The organism is Anoxybacillus sp. FSL W8-1294 (assembly GCF_037965005.1).
Classification (GTDB): domain Bacteria; phylum Bacillota; class Bacilli; order Bacillales; family Anoxybacillaceae; genus Anoxybacillus; species Anoxybacillus flavithermus_G.
In genome coordinates, this window is the sequence record NZ_CP150179.1 from 1,225,931 (window position 1) to 1,244,104 (window position 18,174).

Here is an 18,174-nt window from a genome sequence, read left to right on the forward strand (position 1 = left end):
GATAAACTTGAAAATTGCATTAATTGCACACGATAAAAAGAAGGAAGATATGGTTCACTTTGTTACAGCTTATCAACATATTTTAGCTGAACACGAATTATATGCAACAGGGACGACAGGGTTGCGCATTCAAGAGGCGACCGGTCTTTCTGTGCACCGTTTTCAATCTGGACCACTTGGAGGCGATCAACAAATTGGTGCGATGATTGCAAATAACGATATGGATATGGTCATTTTTTTCCGCGATCCATTAACCGCTCAACCACACGAGCCAGATGTTAGTGCCCTTATTCGTCTTTGTGACGTATATGCCATTCCGTTGGCAACAAACATGGGAACAGCAGAAGTGCTTATACACGGTTTAGAACGTGGCGATTTTGCATGGCGAAATATTGTGAAGCGAGGAAAAGAATGATGCATATATTAGCATTTGGGGCTCATCCAGATGATGTCGAAATTGGCATGGGCGGAACGATTGCGAAATACGCGCAACAAGGGTATGACATCGGCATATGCGATTTGACGTTAGCAGAATTATCATCAAACGGAACGGTACATACTCGACAACAAGAAGCGAAGCGGGCAGCTGACATTCTCGGTGTTCGCACACGCATACAGCTCAAACTTCCTGATCGTGGACTTATCGTACAAAAAGAGCATATTGATCCGATCGTGACAGTCATTCGGACATATCGACCGAAAATTGTATTTGCACCGTACTGGGAAGATCGCCATCCGGATCATGGGCAATGCGCGAGATTGGTGGAAGAAGCGGTATTTTCAGCCGCCATTCGCCGTTATGGAGAACTCCCTCCTCATCGCGTACATGCCGTTTATTTTTATATGATCAACGGTTTTCATCGCCCTCATTTTGTCGTCGATATTAGTGATACAATCGACAAAAAGTTGGCGAGTTTACGCGCGTATGAAAGCCAGTTTGAACGAACGAGCAACTCAGTTGACACACCGTTAACGAACGGATATATTGAAACCGTTGAAAGCCGCGAGCGATTGTTCGGAAAAGAAGTCGGTGTTTCGTTCGCAGAAGGATTTATATCAAAAAAACCAGTGATACTTGCACATGATTTGTTAGGGGAAGAAAGATGAAACTAAAAATAGGAATCGTTTGCTATCCGTCAGTTGGCGGATCTGGAGTGGTTGCGACAGAATTAGGAAAAATGCTTGCTGAACGCGGGCACGACATTCATTTTATTTCGTCAAGCATTCCATTTCGACTAAACAAAATATATCCAAATATTTACTATCATGAGGTAACGGTCAACCCGTATTCTGTATTTCAATATCCCCCATACGACTTAGCGTTGGCGAGTAAAATTGCAGAAGTTGCGAAGCGAGAAGAGCTCGACATCATTCATGCCCACTATGCTGTTCCGCACGCTCTTTGCGCCTTTTTAGCGAAACAAATGGTTGGTGACCATTTGAAAATTGTGACGACGTTGCATGGTACAGACATTACCGTCCTCGGATACGACCCGTCATTAAGCGATTTAATTAAATTTGGCATCGAGCAATCCGATGTCGTCACAGCAGTATCGAATGCGTTAGCGGTTCAAACATATGAATTGCTTGACGTGCAAAAGCCGATTCAAACGGTATACAACTTTGTTGATGAACGTGTATACAGCAGACGACGAAACGATGAACTCCGTCGTCAATACGGTATCGCACCGCACGAAAAAGTAGTTATTCACGTGTCGAACTTTCGGAAAGTGAAGCGGGTATGCGATGTCGTTCGTACGTTTGCGCTCGTCGTCAAACAAGTACCTGCAAAATTGCTTCTTGTCGGTGATGGGCCAGAAATGACGGTCGTTTGTCGCCTTGTAAAAGAATTAAATTTATGCGATCACGTTCGTTTTCTAGGAAAGCAAGAAAATTTAGCGGAATTGTATTCCATTAGTGACGTGAAATTATTATTATCAGAAAAAGAAAGTTTCGGTCTCGTTTTACTGGAAGCGATGGCGTGTCGAGTTCCATGCGTCGGAACAGCGATCGGTGGCATTCCTGAAGTAATTGAAGATGGCAAAAACGGCTTTTTATGTGCGCTCGGTGATATAAACGATGCGACGCGTCAAACGCTTCGTTTACTGACGGATGAAACACTTCGCGAGACAATGGGGAAAAACGCATATGAAACGGTATACGAAAAATTTTATTCTGAGCGAATTGTGGCACAATATGAACATATTTATTTTCAACTTAAAGGGGAAGAACGATGAACGAACAGTTTCGGCAGGCGCTCTCTGTCATTAAAACGTTAAAACGCCATGGACATGAAGCGTATTTTGTCGGTGGTGCGGTGCGCGACTATTTATTACAAAGACCGATTGGAGACATTGATATTGCGACATCGGCCCACCCGCAAGAAGTGATGGCCATTTTTCCTAGAACGGTTCCTGTTGGTATTGCGCATGGCACAGTAATGGTCATTGAACGTGGCGTTTCATATGAAGTGACGACATTTCGAAAGGAAGGGCGGTATGAAGATTACCGAAGACCGAAAGATGTCACGTTCGTTCGTTCTCTTAACGAAGATTTGCAACGGCGCGATTTTACGATGAATGCGATCGCGATGAACGAGTACGGTGAGATCATCGATCCGTTTGGAGGAGTGGAAGCATTAAAGCAGCGCATCATTGAAACAGTTGGAGATGCTGCTGAACGCTTTAACGAAGATGCGTTGCGGATGATGCGAGCGCTTCGATTTGTCAGTCAACTCGGTTTTTCTTTATCATCCAAGACGAAACAAGCGATCATACAATACGGCCATTTATTACAACATATCGCCGTTGAGCGCATTGCTGTTGAATTTGAGAAATTGTTGCTCGGTCCATTTGTATCGAAAGCGATCGCACTTTTAGTGGAGACGAATTTATTTGCTTACTTGCCTGAGCTTGCAACAAAAAAACAAGAGCTGATCAAGCTAAGTAGTTATTCTTTAGTACCAGTCGATCGCATTGAAGCGTGGGCACGATTTGCATTTGTCGTTCACTTTCATCGTGAACAATTAAAAAATTGGAAATTGTCGAATCATCTCATTCGTGACATTTTGATTTGTTTAAAGGCGCTTGAACATATTCGCTCACTTACGGACTGGACAATCGATGCATTATACGAGTATGGACCGTACATTCCGCACATTGAACGTATACGTGCAGCTGTTTATGACGACAAACCGTCTGTTCACTCGTTATTGAAACAATGGGAAATGCTGCCGATTCACAATCGAAAAGAGTTGGCGATCAACGGTCATGATTTGCTCGTTTTATTTAAGAAAAAAGGCGGTCCTTGGTTATCGGAAATGATTGAAAACATCGAGCGTGCCGTATTGCATCGTCAAGTAGAAAATGAGAAAGAGAAGTTAAAGGAGTGGGCGATGTGCAATCAGAAACGAGAAAACAATTGTTAAAACTATTTACAGAAGCAGGCGAAACATTTTTGTCCGGGCAAAAAATTAGCGAGCAGCTCGGTTGCTCACGAACAGCTATTTGGAAACATATCGAAGACTTAAGAAAAGAAGGATTTGAAGTTGAAGCGGTTCGCAAGCTCGGCTATCGCTTAAAAAAAATGCCAGATAAACTAAATGCTAATGAGCTACAACTCGGATTAAAAACGAAACGTTTTGGCTGGAGTGTATACGATCAAGAAAGCGTGCCGTCAACACAACAATTGGCTCATCAACTTGCCCATGAAGGTGCTGAAGAAGGGACGGTTGTCATTGCAGAAGAACAAACGGCAGGAAGAGGCCGTTTAAATCGGTCATGGCATTCACCGAAAGGAACAGGAATTTGGATGAGCATCATTTTACGTCCGTCCATTCCGCTACAGCAAGCTCCTCAATTAACTCTTTTAGTGGCTGTTGCGGTCGCTCAAACGATCCAAGAGATAACAAATATCGTACCGGACATTAAATGGCCAAACGATATATTAATCAATGGTAAAAAAGTCGCTGGCATTTTAACAGAATTACAAGCCGATCCCGATCAAGTGCGAGCAGTCATCGTCGGCATCGGCATGAACGTCAATCAAAAACAGTTTCCAAACGATATTGCTCCAATTGCGACATCACTCGCGATTGAAACGGGACGAACGTTCCATCGGCCGAAAATTGTTCAAACGTTATTGCAAAAATTAGAACAGTTATACGAACAATATTTACAACATGGTTTTTTACCGATTAAACTGTTGTGGGAAGGCTATTCGGTAACGATCGGTCAACAAATTGTAGCGCGTACATTAAATGGAGCCATTCGTGGTGTAGCACTTGGCATTACAGATTCGGGCACGTTAAAAGTGCAAACAGAAGACGGAGCCGTTCATTACATTTATTCTGCAGATATTGAAATAAAAAAACAGTAGGAAAATTCCGAAATATTTGTTAAAATGAAAGCGGTTGATATTGGGCAGTATCTTTGTAAGAACTGCACCACGCGCGCACGCATACAACGTATTTATGATCATTTCTGCCTTGATCCGATGAAACGGACGGGGACAGAGGGATGGAGTAGAACAAAAGTCCTTCTTTCTCATTTTGGCAGAAAGAAGGCTTTTTTTATCCATTTCCTCTGCATATGAGAGGAGGATATTAATGAAAACAAAATTAGATTTTCTCAACATGAAAAAAAATCATGAGCCAATCGTTATGCTGACAGCTTACGATTACCCGTCAGCAAAACTAGCTGAGGCGGCCGGTGTTGACATGATTTTAGTTGGCGATTCACTCGGCATGGTCGTATTAGGATACGACTCAACGATTCCTGTGACGGTTGCAGATATGATTCATCATACGAAAGCCGTTCGCCGTGGCGCGCCACATACGTTTATCGTGACAGATATGCCTTTTATGTCTTACAGTACGGTGAACGATGCGTTACAACATGCAAAAGCGATCATGCAACAATCAGGGGCTAATGCTGTCAAAGTGGAAGGAGCAGGTCCTGTATTGCAAGTCATTTCCTCTTTAACACAATCAGGTGTACCTGTTGTTGCTCACCTCGGCCTAACGCCACAATCGGTCGGGGTGTTAGGTGGATATAAAGTACAAGGAAAAGATGCTGAAAGTGCTCGACGTCTTCTAGAGGAAGCAAAAGCGTGCGAGCAAGCGGGGGCGATCGCGCTCGTTTTAGAATGTGTGCCGAAGCAACTTGGCGAAGCGATTACGAAACAACTAGCCATCCCGACAATTGGTATTGGAGCGGGAGTTGGTACGGATGGACAAGTGCTTGTTTATCACGATGTACTCGGATATGGTGTAGAACGTGTACCGAAATTTGTTAAACAATATGCGAACGTTCAGCAAACGATGCAGCAAGCGCTAGCCGAGTATGTGGCTGACGTCAAAACACGTCAATTCCCGAGCGATGGGCAATCATTTATGATGAACGAACAACAATGGCTAGCGTTATACGGAGGGAAGTAATTGTGATTACAATCGAAAAAATCGAACAGATGCAAGACTGTATAATGGCTGAGCGTCAAAAAGGAAAAACGATCGGTTTTGTGCCAACGATGGGATACTTGCATGAAGGTCATGTGGCGTTGTTGGAACGGGCACGCAAGGAAAATGACATCGTCGTTTTAAGCATTTTTGTTAACCCGCTTCAATTTGGACCAAACGAAGATTTCGATCGTTATCCACGTGATTTTGAGCGTGATTATAAAATAGCTGAACGAGCAGGTGTGGACATTATATTTTACCCTTCTGTGACAGAAATGTATCCGCATGAACCGTCGGTCACAGTGAAAGTGCATGAACGAGTGGATGTGCTTTGTGGAAAGTCCCGCCCTGGTCATTTTGACGGTGTCGCAACGGTGGTGACGAAGCTGTTTCATATCGTCATGCCACATCGCGCATATTTCGGGCTGAAAGATGCGCAACAAGTGGCGGTCATCGACGGACTTATCCGCGATTTCCATTTTCCGATCGAACTCGTTGCTGTTCCGACAGTACGTGAAGACGATGGCCTTGCAAAAAGCTCACGCAACGTGTATTTAAGCGAGCAAGAACGGCAAGAAGCTCCGGCGTTATATGCTGCTTTACAAAAAGGAAAAACGCTCATTGAAGCAGGAGAACGTGACGTGGAGACCGTACGAAAAGCGATTGTGCACCATATTGAGCAATATACAACCGGCGTCATCGATTACGTAGAGATTTATTCGTATCCAGAGTTGCAGCCGCTCGACACGTTACGGGGAAAAATTATTGTTGCGCTCGCTGTGCGGTTTACAAATGCGCGTTTGATTGATAATATCGTTATGAACGTACAATAAGGGGGAAACACCATGTTTCGCACATTAATGAACGCTAAAATTCATCGTGCTCGCGTGACGGAAGCCAATTTAAACTATGTCGGTAGCATTACAATTGATGAAGATATTTTAGATGCTGTTGGCATGGTGCCAAATGAAAAGGTGCAAATTGTAAATAATAACAACGGAGCACGATTTGAAACGTATATTATTCCTGGTGAAAGAGGAAGCGGTGTGTTTTGTTTAAACGGAGCAGCAGCCCGTCTCGTGCAAAAAGATGATATTATCATCGTCATTTCATATGTACTCGTACCAGAAGAAAAATTAGCATCACACCGTCCGAAAATTGCGATTATGGACGAGCATAACCGCATTAAAGAACTCATTGTCCAAGAGCCGGCGGCGACCGTTTTATAACGGGCGCCATGCCGCCTCTTTTTATTTGTCACATACATGCGAGGTGGAAAATAGATGAATGATCGCTTTGTCGTCGTCGATATTGAAACGACAGGAAATGCCCCGAAAAAAGAAGATCGCATCATCCAAATCGGTTTTGTCGTCATCGAGGGCGGCAAAGTTAGTGAACGTTTTTCAACATTTGTTCAGCCAGAGCGGGATATCCCGCTGTTTATTCAACAACTAACAGGTATTGATCATGCGATGGTGCATGATGCTCCGCCGTTCCAACATATCGCTGCGATGCTTGTTGAACAATGGGAAGGAGCTTATTTTGTCGCGCATAACGTTCAGTTCGACTGGGCATTTTTACAAGAGGAATTTATTCGTAGCGGAATACAACCACCGACATGTCGGCTTTTAGATACGGTAGAACTCGCTCGTTTTCTTATGCCAACACAATCAAGCTATAAACTGAATCACTTAGCCGAAGCGTTGTCGCTTGCGCATGATCGCCCGCACCAAGCAGATTACGACGCAGAAGCAACGGCGCAACTGCTTCTTTTTTTACTGCACAAGCTATCTCGTTTACCGCTTGTGACATTAAAACAATTACGCCGCCATAGTCAACCGTTAAAAAGCGATTTGACCGCTCTGTTAGATAAATTCATTTCCAAAAAAGAACGCTCGCTTCAAACGAATGAATCCGTCGTTGAATATGAAGGCATTGCTTTAAAAGCATGGGATTCGCCAAAACGAGTTGATCGTCCTGAACATCTTCCATCTTTTTTACAATGGTTTGCGACAAATCCATTTGTGGCGCCGTTTGAATATCGAGAAGGACAAAAACAAATGATGGACGACGTTAACTATGCGCTACAAACGTGCCAACATGCGTTAATTGAAGCGGGAACGGGCGTCGGAAAGACGATGGCGTACTTGCTCCCGGTCGTCTTTTATGCGGTGAAGCAACAGCAGCCAATCGTCGTTAGCACCTATACGCTCCAGCTACAAAAACAAATGATTGAAAAAGAGTTGCCGCGAGTTGCACAGCTCGTCCCTTTCCCATTTACGACCGCTGTTTTAAAAGGAAAGCGAAACTATATGAGCGTACGAAAATTTGCTCGCACGTTAAAACGTATCGATACAAATTACGATATTGCGTTAACGAAATGTCAATTGCTTGTTTGGTTAACAGAAACAGAGACAGGGGATGTTGATGAACTAAACTTAACGGCAGGTGGCGCGCTATTTTGGGAAGATGTACATAGCGATGATACGAATGAAGAATACGATTTTTTCGTTCGCGCGAAAGAAAAAGCGAAACATGCACATGTTATTATTACAAACCATTCATTTGTTATGCACGATTTAACAGCGGATGAAAAATTTTTGCCACCGTATGAACAACTCATTATTGATGAAGCGCATCATTTAGAAGATGTAGCTGCTCACTTTTTCGGAAGGCACGTTTCATACGAATACATTCGTTTATTGTGGACACGAATGAACGACATCGCTATGATACACAAAATGGGGGCGCTTCGCTCGCTTTTAGGGGATCTTGAATACGAACTCAATCAACTATTTCAATCTCTGCGTCATTATGTGTTGCGTCGACAAAAAGGGGATGGACGCATTCGCTATCGTTTCATTCCTTGGAAAGAATACGGAAAAGAGTGGAGCGGAACGATCGAGTTGCTTATGCGCATAATGAATGACGTGCAACAGTTATCACAAATGATAAACGATATTCCAAAAGAAGATGTGAAGCCTTTTACGACGTTTATTGATACTTTATGTACGTTGCAACATTTGTTAACGAGCGATGATGATGATATTGTTCGTTGGCTCGAAGTAGATGCAAAAGCCGCAGTGAATGCAGTCACAGTTATTTCACAACCGCTCGATTTAGCTCATTTTTTTGCTGATCAATTATTTTCACGGAAGCGGAGCGTTATTTTAACTTCGGCTACGTTAACGACAAATGCTCGTTTTTCATTTATCATTTCGCGTCTTGGTCTTGACGATTTTTATCCATTCACACGCATCATTCCGTCTCCGTTTTCGTATGAAAAACAAGCTGCCCTTATGGTGCCAACAGACTTACCGACGTTTCCTTCGGTTACAGTTGAGCAATATGCGGAGCATGCAGCCCAACAAGTGATACGCATCGCCCGACATACAAGGGGACGAATGCTCGTATTATTCACATCGTATGAATTGTTAAAACAAACGTATGTGTATGCGAAACAATTTAACGATGATCAGTTTGTATTGCTTGCTCAAGGAGTGAGCGGAGGCAACGCAGCGAAATTAACACGCCATTTTCAACAGTTTGAGCAAGCGATTTTATTTGGCACAAGTAGTTTTTGGGAAGGAATCGACCTTCCAGGAAGCGAAGTGACATGCGTTGTCATTGTTCGATTGCCGTTTGCGCCGCCAGATGATCCGGTCATGGAAGCGAAAAGCGATTATATTCGCGCAAAAGGAGGCAATCCATTTTACGATTTATCGTTGCCGCAAGCAATTTTACGCTTTAAGCAAGGATTTGGACGATTAATTCGGACAAAAGAAGATCGTGGAATCATTTTCGTCTTCGACCAACGATTGTTAACAGCATCATATAGCAAATATTTTTTACAGTCGTTGCCACCTATTCGGGTATATCATGCGCCGCTTTTGGAGCTTTTACAACATGTAAACGAATGGCTATAAAATTCCCTTCATCGGTAAAAGATAAAAGATGTAGATGAAGGGAGTGGACGTTTTGCAATGGGTGTTATTATTTTTGATAGGCAATAGTTTAATGCATCCTTCAACATCAGCGGGGCATATTCAAAAAATTGATATGATGCTCGAAGAAGAAGAAATGGCGATTATTTTTTTGCCGCTTAGTGATGGGGAAGCGACGTTATTCAAACACGCAAGCGGAAAAACGGTATTGTTAAATACAGGGGCTCCGCATACAGAACGCGAACTAAAAAGATGGTTTGAACATTTCCATATTACCGAAATCGACGAACTTTTGTTAACGAGCGATGATCGGGAATATATCGGCAATGTGAAATGGATTGAACAAACGTACGATCCGAAAGTGGTGAGCGAATGGAAAGAACAAAAGGTGTATGAACCGTTTCCCCATTTTCGGATGCAGCCGCTCTATATTGACAATGGAGATGTAACAATGTCGATTCAGTACGGGCGTCTTCGCCTTTTATATATGGCGCATGCGAGCGACGATGTGGAACAAAAGTTGATGACGATGCCGCTTAGTGATGTAAACATATTAAAAATTGCTCATTTCGGCGTCAATGATTACCCGCGTACATCGTTTTTAAAACATGTCGATCCACAAGTAGCAATCATTTTTAAGAAACATGGCAGCTGGACGAATGAACGGTTGCTTGAGCGGCTGTACGCTGCCTGGATTGATTGTTATGAGACAAATCGTTTTGGTGTCATTGTAGTGAAATGCAACTTAGAGGAATACGACGTCATGACATTTTAAAAAAGGGCCAGCGTTCGGCCCGCGGTGTGTACGATAGGATTTTTTTTAATTCAAATTGACTAATGTAGGAAATTGTTGCTACAATGAAGATGTTTATACACCGAAATTGGTGTGTAATTGTATTGTTTCCGTTCGCAATAAACGATATAAGTAACAAAATTTGTGCACATGGAGGATCGGGTCGTGGAAAGTAAAATCGAAGTATTAGCAACTGTAAAAGTTGAATACTCATCAGACTTATATAAAATTGTTGATTGTTTAAACCGGACGTTAAAAGAAAAAGACTTAATGTTTGGACTAGCGCTTGATGAAGAAAATAAAGAAAAGGCTGTATTTACGATTTATCGAACGTAAGAAGGGATGAAAATGAAGAAGGTTTTGATTGCCTTCGTATGCTTGTTGTTTACGGCGTTATTTCTATATATCGACGCATATAGTGATGCGGTATCATCTAAAAACGAAAGTGAACAACGTGCGATGAAACAGGTAGAGAAAAAAGGGATCATCCATATCGATGACGTATATACGTACCGAGGTAGTGAGGTATACGTGATCGTCATAGGAAAAAATGACGAAGGTGAACAAATGATTGCGTGGGTGACAGAAAAAGGGGAAATTATCGATGTTCGAAAGGCTTCGGAAGGTATTACGAAACAACAAGCGCAATCGTCCATTAAAACGTATCATCCGAAAGAAGTCGTATCAGTAAAATTAGGAATGGAAAAAGGGATCCCGCTATGGGAAATTACATATATTGACGAACGAGACCGTTATTCGTTTTATTACGTTCGTTTTGAAGACGGGGCCTTTTTGAAAAGATATCATTTTGCGAGGGGGAAGGATTCATGAAGTTAGCGAAGCGCGTCGCATCATTAACGCCATCATCAACGCTTGCTATTACAGCGAAAGCGAAAGAATTAAAAGCAGCAGGGCATGATGTCATCGGACTTGGTGCAGGTGAACCGGATTTTAATACACCTCAACATATTATGGAAGCAGCTGTAAAAGCGATGTACGATGGACATACAAAATACACGCCATCTGGCGGATTGGCGACATTAAAACAAGAGATTATAAAAAAATTTCAACGTGATCAACAACTTGACTATAAACCGTCAGAAATTATTGTATGTGTTGGAGCGAAACATGCGCTTTATACGCTATTTCAAGTCATTTTAGACGAAGGTGATGAAGTCATTATTCCAACGCCATATTGGGTGAGTTATCCTGAACAAGTGAAACTAGCGGGCGGAGTGCCTGTTTATGTCGAAGGGCTTGAAGAAAATGAGTTTAAAATTACACCGCAACAATTAGAACAGGCGATGACAGATCGCACAAAAGCGGTCATTATTAACTCACCAAGCAACCCAACAGGCGTCATTTATACGAAAGAAGAGCTACAAGCGCTCGGTGAAGTATGCTTAGCTCACGATGTGCTTATTGTGTCGGATGAAATTTATGAAAAACTAATATACGGTGGACATGAACACATTTCGATTGCCCAGCTTTCACCTGATCTAAAAAAACAAACGATCATTATTAACGGGGTATCTAAATCGCATTCGATGACGGGATGGCGCATTGGTTACGCAGCAGGAGATGCCGAGATTATCGGCGCTATGACCGATTTGGCAAGCCATAGCACATCGAATCCAACATCGATTGCTCAATACGCTGCAATTGCTGCATATAGCGGGCCACAAGAGCCAGTTGAACAAATGCGTCAAGCGTTTGAACAACGTTTAAATATTATTTACGAGCGTTTAATTCAAATTCCAGGGTTTTCATGCGTGAAACCACAAGGTGCATTTTATTTGTTCCCAAACGCAAAAGAAGCGGCAACAATGACTGGATACGAACATGTCGATGCGTTTGTCGAAGCGTTGCTTGAAGAAGCGAAAGTCGCACTCGTTCCAGGTTCAGGATTTGGTGCGCCAAACAATGTGCGTTTATCCTATGCAACATCGCTTGATTCACTTCATGAGGCTCTCAATCGTATCGAAACATTTATAAATGAAAAAACGCGTGGCTAGTCGATATGGCTAGCCTTTTCTTTCATGGGTGAAAACGATCATCTTGCGTTTTTTTGTCGAAATGTATTAATATTGATGATGTACATAATAGTTGAACGTCTTTGGAGGGACTTTTTGTGAAAACGACAATTGCAGAAGTACATAAATATGTAGGACAAGAAGTAACAATTGGTGCTTGGCTTGCGAACAAACGGTCGAGCGGAAAAATCGCTTTTTTACAATTGCGTGATGGCACAGGTTTTATTCAAGGAGTCGTGGAAAAAGCGCAAGTGAGCGAAGGTGTATTTCAGGCGGCAAAAAGCATCACGCAAGAAAGTTCACTCTATGTCACAGGTGTAGTGCGTGAAGATGCACGTTCTCCATTTGGATACGAGCTTTCCGTCACAAATATTGAACTTATTCATATGGCTGTTGATTATCCAATTACACCAAAAGAGCATGGGATCGAATTTCTAATGGACCATCGCCATTTATGGCTTCGCTCGAAACGTCAACATGCCATTATGAAAATTCGTAACGAAGTCATTCGTGCGACGTACGAATTTTTTAATGAAAATGGCTTCGTGAAAGTTGATCCGCCGATTTTAACGGGAAGTGCACCGGAAGGAACGACGGAATTGTTCCACACGAAATATTTTGATGAAGATGCATACCTTTCTCAAAGCGGACAGCTATATATGGAAGCAGCAGCGATGGCGCTTGGCAAAGTATTTTCATTCGGTCCAACGTTTCGTGCTGAAAAATCAAAAACGCGCCGCCATTTAATTGAGTTTTGGATGATTGAGCCGGAAATGGCGTTTTATCAATTTGAAGATAACTTACAAGTACAAGAACAATACGTATCCCATATTGTGCAATCGGTATTAAAAAATTGTCAGCTCGAGCTGAAAACGCTTGGTCGTGATACGTCTAAGCTAGAAAATGTCAAGCCGCCATTTGCGCGCATTACGTATGATGAAGCGATTCAGCTTCTTCATGAGAAAGGATTTGACGACATTCAATGGGGCGATGATTTTGGCGCTCCGCATGAAACTGCCATTGCGGAAAGCTTCGATAAGCCGGTATTTATTACGCATTATCCAACGACATTAAAGCCGTTTTATATGCAGCCAGATCCAAATCGCCCAGAAGTTGTTCTTTGTGCGGATTTAATCGCTCCAGAAGGATATGGTGAAATTATTGGCGGTTCAGAGCGTATTCACGACTATGATTTATTAAAACAACGGTTAGAAGAACATCAGTTATCGCTCGATGCGTATAAATGGTATTTAGAACTTCGTCAATACGGCTCTGTGCCACATTCAGGTTTCGGACTAGGACTTGAACGAACCATTGCTTGGATTTGTGGCGTTGAACATGTTCGTGAAACGATTCCGTTTCCGCGTTTACTCAATCGTTTATACCCATAATGATGAAATCCCCCGTGCTCACATGGGGGATTTGTTTTATGATATAATAGGGCGTGAGGTGTTTGACATGGATAATGAAATGATTCGTTTTTTTCGTGAAGGAAGTGTGGCAATTCCAAGGTTATTGTTAACGAGCTATAAAACGCTTGGGTTAAATGAAACAGAGTTTATGTTACTGTTACACATTCATTCGTTTCTTGAACAAGGCATTTCATTTCCAACCCCAGATGAAATCGCTGCACGCATGACCATTTCATCTGAAATGTGCATGCAACAATTGCGAAAGCTTGTGCAAAAAGGATTTTTAGCCATTGAAGAACGAATGGATGATAACATTCGTAGTGAATGCTATTCACTCGATCCGCTTTGGGAAAAACTTATTCGTGCTGTTTTTCAAGAACAAAAACAAGAAGAAGAGCAAGAAGAACAATTGTACACCGTTTTTGAACATGAATTTGGCCGTCCACTTTCCCCGATGGAATGCGAGACGTTAGCGATGTGGATGGATCAAGATGAACATGATCCGCTCATCATTAAAGCAGCATTACGTGAAGCTGTACTATCAGGAAAACTAAATTTCCGTTACATTGATCGCATTTTATTCGAATGGAAAAAGAACGGAATTAAAACGATCGAGCAAGCGCAACAACATGCGAAAAAGTTTCGAAAAAACCAGGTGAAACAAGATCAACCGTATAAACCAACCGTTCCGATTTATAATTGGCTTGAACAGTCGTAGAAAGGATGGTTACATGTTAACGAAGCAACAAATTCGCTACTGTTTAGATGAAATTGCAAACATGTTCCCAAACGCGCATTGTGAGCTCGTTCACCGCAATCCGTTTGAGCTATTGATCGCTGTTGTATTATCGGCGCAATGTACTGATGCGCTCGTTAATAAAGTGACGAAGCAACTATTTGAAAAATATAAAACACCAGAAGATTACGTCTCTGTTCCGCTAGAAGAGCTTCAACAAGATATACGTTCGATCGGACTATATCGGAATAAAGCGAAAAATATTCAACAACTATGTCGTATATTAATTGAACAATATAGCGGAGAAGTGCCAAAAAATCGCGATGAATTAATGAAGCTTCCAGGCGTCGGACGGAAAACAGCGAACGTCGTCGTATCGGTTGCATTCGGTGTTCCTGCGATTGCTGTTGATACGCATGTCGAACGTGTCAGCAAACGACTTGGCATTTGTCGTTGGAAAGATTCTGTGCTAGAAGTAGAAGAAACGCTAATGAAAAAAATTCCGAAAGAAGAATGGTCGGTGACCCATCATCGCCTTATTTTTTTTGGGCGCTATCATTGTAAAGCGCAATCACCAAAATGTGACGTTTGTCCATTGCTTCATCTTTGTCGCGAAGGAAAAAAACGGATGAAAGGAAAGATGTAAATGATCGTTCCAAAAACGTTTCAACATCCGCTCTTTTTTTCGGCCGATTTCATTGATGATATCCATACGTTTCAACCGTTCCCGATGATGATGAAGCACGTGCCATTTTATTACGATATAACGCAAAAAGAAGAGCCTTGGCAACAAAAAGAGCAGTCGCTTCCTGCCATATTTCAACTTTGGGAGGAAGAAAAGCGTGAACTCGCCCCATTGTTTGCAGCGCGTCAAGCGAACGAAGCAAAAGAGGGGATCGTTCGGGGAATAAGCTACTTTTTATGTGCGTTACATTGGCTCAATGAACGAGCAGTAAGCAACGTATACGAATGGGAGAAGGAAGTTCAGTCGCTCCCGCTTCGTCCGTTAAATGTTGTGGATCGGCTTTCGTTTATTTTTGCTCGTCCGATCCTTCATCATTCTTTTGTTCAATTAGATGAACTATTTACCGAGCTTATGAAGCTATTTTATAAACAAATGGCTCAACAAAAAAGAGACTGAGCGCGTTCTCAGTCTCTTTTCTTACTTATTGATTATTCGTTGTTCCACCGCTATTTCCATTTCGTTGTTGATTGTTCGTTCCCGACGAGTTTGTTGATGAATTGTTATTTGGGTTTGTCGGATTTGTCGGGTTTGTTGGTGTTCCCGGATCGCTCGGATTTGTTGGCGTCTCTGGATTGCTTGGGTTTGGCTCGGTCGGGTTTGTTGGCGTCTCCGGGGTTTCTTCGTTTCCCGGTTGTTCAGGCTCTTCATTTTCGTCTGGTTCTTCTGATTCATTTGGTTGCTCAGTCTCTTCTTTTGGAATTTGCACAAGTGCCGTAGCTGGTGCGCTTTGTGTGCCATCTGCTGTGACGACGTATACTTCAAATAAGTACACCGAACCTTCTTTTGCCTCAACGGTTAGTTGTGAATCTTTTGTTGTTGCAATAACGGTTGGTTTACGACCATCTACTGTCTGTCTTACTTCAAACGACACATCTTTTTCAGGATCGATCGTGTATGACCACGATAACGAAATCGTTTGTGTCGCTGGATCGTATTGTGCTCGTAAGTCTTTTACCGGTTCGACGACTTCTGGCTTATCTTCAGCTACTTCTGTCGGTTCTTCATAACCGCGCACGAAATATTCGTACGTAATTTCACTTTTTGGCGTATATTCATTTGCTAGTTTCGGCGGATTTGTTCCTTTTTTCACAGCTAGCTTAACAACACTTTTCGGCTGTTTAAAGTCACCGCCGCTGCCGTCATCTACGTGAGAAATGACGCGTTTGAACAACTGTTTGGCGTATTGTTGTTCTAGTTTTGATAAATATGCTTCGCTGCTTTTTTTACTAAAACCGGTCCAAATCGCCGCTGTATAGTTTGGCGTATAGCCGACAAACCAGCTGTCGGGTACGGCACCTTCCCGAAGACCGTATTTTCGACGATCTTTTTCATCATAGTTTGTCGTTCCAGTCTTTCCAGCGATATGAAGCCCTGGTACGTTCGCTGCTGTCCCTGTTCCAGATTGAACGGCCGTTTTTAACATATCGGTAATCATAAACGCCGTATAGTCTTTCATCGCCACCTTTGGTTCTGGACGAAGATCCATCTCCGTTCCGTCTGGAAACACAACTTTTTTTACGGCATGTGGTTCAATGTAAATGCCGCCGTTTCCGAATGCGCTATATGCACCGGCCATTTGGAGTGGAGAGACGCCTTTGCCGACGCCACCAACCGCATATGCTTCATGCATTTCTTCAAAGCCCATGCCAAGCTTGTTCGCAAACTGTTTTGCTCGCTCTAAACCGACTTCTTGAAGCGCTTTTAAGGCAGGGATGTTGCGGGAACGAGCAAGTGCTGTTCGCATCGACATTTGTCCTTCATATTTGCCGTCCCAGTTTTTAATCGGTGTTCCATCTGAGTATTGGTACGGTTCATCTTTTAATTGATGGTACGTCGACCATTTTAAATATTCGATCGCTGGACCGTAATCGACAATCGGTTTAATGGTTGAACCAGGTTGTTTCCGTGTATCTGTAGCGTAGTTAAATCCGAATGTTACCCCTTCTTCTTTTTTCCGACCGCCGCCAAGCGCCCGAATTTCGCCTGTTTTCGTATCTACGACCGCAATACCAGCTTGAAAATCAGCTTTATTTGTACGAATGACTTCATCGGAATTCAATAAATTCTCTACATATGATTGAGCGTTCGGATCTAACGTTGTATAAATATGCAATCCAGCCGTAAACACATCAAGCCCTGTTTTTTCTGTCACTTCATCAATGACTTGATCAATAAATGAGTCGTATGGAATATCACCTTGCTGCTTATTTTCTGTTAATAACGACTGTACGGGCACTTTTTTCGCTTCTTCCGCTTCTTCTTTCGAAATAAACCCATGTTTCGCCATTAGCGATAGCACCGTATTGCGACGCTTTTCGGCCGCTTCTGGATGCGTAAACGGATTGTAGTTGTTCGGGCTTTGCGGAATGCCGGCGAGCAATGCCGCTTCAGGAAGCGTTAATTGCGATAAATCGCTTTTGCCAAAGTACGTTTCCGCTGCTTTAGCTACACCGTACGCCCGATTTGAGTAATAAATTTTGTTTAAATACATTTCTAAAATTTCATGTTTTGAGTATTTTTGCTCTAACCGAATGGCGAGCCATAGCTCTTGCACTTTTCGTTTCAACGTCTTTTCAGGCGTTAAAAAGGAAAGTTTGACAACTTGTTGCGTAATTGTACTTCCACCTTCAGCGCCAAATCCTTCGCGAATGTTTGCTAAAACGGCTCCGAAAAAGCGCACAATATCAAACCCATGATGTTCGTAAAAGCGGGCATCTTCTGTGGCGAGCACAGCTTCTTCAAGCACTTTCGGAATATCGTTATACGACACGTAAATGCGTTTTTGTTGACCGAGTTCTACTACTTTTTGCCCGTTGACGTCGTAAACAATCGAAGCCAAAGGATCTCGCAACAACGTTTCATCAAGTGGCGGTGCATCTTTAATCATCCATGCAAATGTAACGACGCCTGAAAACATTCCGATTGTCATGATCAACAGTATAATAAGCATAATTTTTTTCACCATTGAACGCCCTCGCTCACGCGGACGTTGTTTTTTTTGTTCCGATTGTTTTCGTTCTGTTCGTGAACGATAATTCGCCATATCGTTCCCCCTA

The 18,174-nt window shown here is 42.6% G+C and carries 18 protein-coding genes; 17 read left to right on the forward strand and 1 reads right to left on the reverse strand.

What is annotated here, in order from left to right; all coding sequences use genetic code 11:
* Positions 1-7 precede the first annotated feature (7 nt).
* The 17 genes from mgsA to NSQ23_RS06635 all read left to right on the forward strand — a co-directional run bounded on the left by mgsA (position 8) and on the right by NSQ23_RS06635 (position 15,514).
* A complete protein-coding gene (gene mgsA, locus NSQ23_RS06555; protein WP_004889902.1) occupies positions 8-415 on the forward strand; it encodes a methylglyoxal synthase in 408 nt (135 codons plus the stop codon).
* Positions 415-1,107: a bacillithiol biosynthesis deacetylase BshB1 gene (gene bshB1, locus NSQ23_RS06560; protein WP_339174316.1), complete on the forward strand. Its 693-nt coding sequence runs from the start codon at positions 415-417 to the stop codon at positions 1,105-1,107. Before mgsA ends, bshB1 begins: the two co-directional genes overlap by 1 nt.
* Complete coding sequence (gene bshA, locus NSQ23_RS06565) at positions 1,104-2,237, forward strand: N-acetyl-alpha-D-glucosaminyl L-malate synthase BshA (RefSeq protein WP_004889912.1); 1,134 nt, start codon at positions 1,104-1,106, stop codon at positions 2,235-2,237. Before bshB1 ends, bshA begins: the two co-directional genes overlap by 4 nt.
* The gene (locus tag NSQ23_RS06570) at positions 2,234-3,427 is read left to right on the forward strand and encodes a CCA tRNA nucleotidyltransferase (RefSeq protein ID WP_339173843.1); all 1,194 of its coding nucleotides are present in this window, start codon (positions 2,234-2,236) and stop codon (positions 3,425-3,427) included. The genes bshA and NSQ23_RS06570 overlap by 4 nt, the downstream gene beginning before the upstream one ends.
* Positions 3,397-4,377, forward strand: coding sequence for a bifunctional biotin--[acetyl-CoA-carboxylase] synthetase/biotin operon repressor (locus tag NSQ23_RS06575; RefSeq protein WP_035018588.1), 981 nt, complete (start codon positions 3,397-3,399; stop codon positions 4,375-4,377). Before NSQ23_RS06570 ends, NSQ23_RS06575 begins: the two co-directional genes overlap by 31 nt.
* Before the next feature lie 229 nt (positions 4,378-4,606).
* Positions 4,607-5,437, forward strand: coding sequence for a 3-methyl-2-oxobutanoate hydroxymethyltransferase (gene panB, locus NSQ23_RS06580; RefSeq protein WP_004889915.1), 831 nt, complete (start codon positions 4,607-4,609; stop codon positions 5,435-5,437).
* Between the two features lie 2 nt (positions 5,438-5,439).
* Positions 5,440-6,288 (forward strand): pantoate--beta-alanine ligase, encoded by an 849-nt coding sequence (gene panC / locus NSQ23_RS06585; protein WP_004889918.1) that lies wholly within the window; start codon positions 5,440-5,442, stop codon positions 6,286-6,288.
* Positions 6,289-6,300: 12 nt separating this feature from the next.
* Complete coding sequence (gene panD, locus NSQ23_RS06590) at positions 6,301-6,684, forward strand: aspartate 1-decarboxylase (protein ID WP_003394601.1); 384 nt, start codon at positions 6,301-6,303, stop codon at positions 6,682-6,684.
* A 54-nt stretch (positions 6,685-6,738) separates the two neighbouring features.
* Positions 6,739-9,381: an ATP-dependent DNA helicase DinG gene (gene dinG, locus NSQ23_RS06595; RefSeq protein WP_339173848.1), complete on the forward strand. Its 2,643-nt coding sequence runs from the start codon at positions 6,739-6,741 to the stop codon at positions 9,379-9,381.
* A gap of 34 nt (positions 9,382-9,415) precedes the next feature.
* Positions 9,416-10,174 carry a hypothetical protein gene (locus tag NSQ23_RS06600; RefSeq protein WP_339173850.1) on the forward strand — a complete coding sequence of 253 codons (759 nt, stop codon included), beginning with the start codon at positions 9,416-9,418 and terminating at the stop codon, positions 10,172-10,174.
* A gap of 183 nt (positions 10,175-10,357) precedes the next feature.
* Positions 10,358-10,528, forward strand: coding sequence for a YpmA family protein (locus tag NSQ23_RS06605; protein ID WP_006319505.1), 171 nt, complete (start codon positions 10,358-10,360; stop codon positions 10,526-10,528).
* Positions 10,529-10,540: 12 nt separating this feature from the next.
* Complete coding sequence (locus NSQ23_RS06610; RefSeq protein ID WP_339173852.1) at positions 10,541-11,023, forward strand: DUF5590 domain-containing protein; 483 nt, start codon at positions 10,541-10,543, stop codon at positions 11,021-11,023.
* Positions 11,020-12,207, forward strand: coding sequence for a pyridoxal phosphate-dependent aminotransferase (locus NSQ23_RS06615; RefSeq protein ID WP_064221161.1), 1,188 nt, complete (start codon positions 11,020-11,022; stop codon positions 12,205-12,207). Before NSQ23_RS06610 ends, NSQ23_RS06615 begins: the two co-directional genes overlap by 4 nt.
* Before the next feature lie 116 nt (positions 12,208-12,323).
* Positions 12,324-13,616, forward strand: a complete 1,293-nt coding sequence (gene asnS, locus NSQ23_RS06620) for an asparagine--tRNA ligase (protein ID WP_064221162.1) — start codon at positions 12,324-12,326, stop codon at positions 13,614-13,616.
* 67 nt (positions 13,617-13,683) lie between these two features.
* The gene (locus NSQ23_RS06625) at positions 13,684-14,355 is read left to right on the forward strand and encodes a DnaD domain-containing protein (protein ID WP_339173854.1); all 672 of its coding nucleotides are present in this window, start codon (positions 13,684-13,686) and stop codon (positions 14,353-14,355) included.
* A 13-nt stretch (positions 14,356-14,368) separates the two neighbouring features.
* On the forward strand, positions 14,369-15,019 hold the full coding sequence (nth, locus tag NSQ23_RS06630) for an endonuclease III (protein WP_339173857.1): 651 nt from the start codon (positions 14,369-14,371) through the stop codon (positions 15,017-15,019).
* Positions 15,020-15,514: a YpoC family protein gene (locus tag NSQ23_RS06635; protein WP_339173859.1), complete on the forward strand. Its 495-nt coding sequence runs from the start codon at positions 15,020-15,022 to the stop codon at positions 15,512-15,514.
* 25 nt (positions 15,515-15,539) lie between these two features.
* Here the strand turns inward: NSQ23_RS06635 and NSQ23_RS06640 are convergent, their stop codons facing one another.
* Positions 15,540-18,161, reverse strand: a complete 2,622-nt coding sequence (locus tag NSQ23_RS06640; RefSeq protein WP_339173862.1) for a penicillin-binding protein 1A — start codon at positions 18,159-18,161, stop codon at positions 15,540-15,542.
* Positions 18,162-18,174 lie beyond the last annotated feature (13 nt).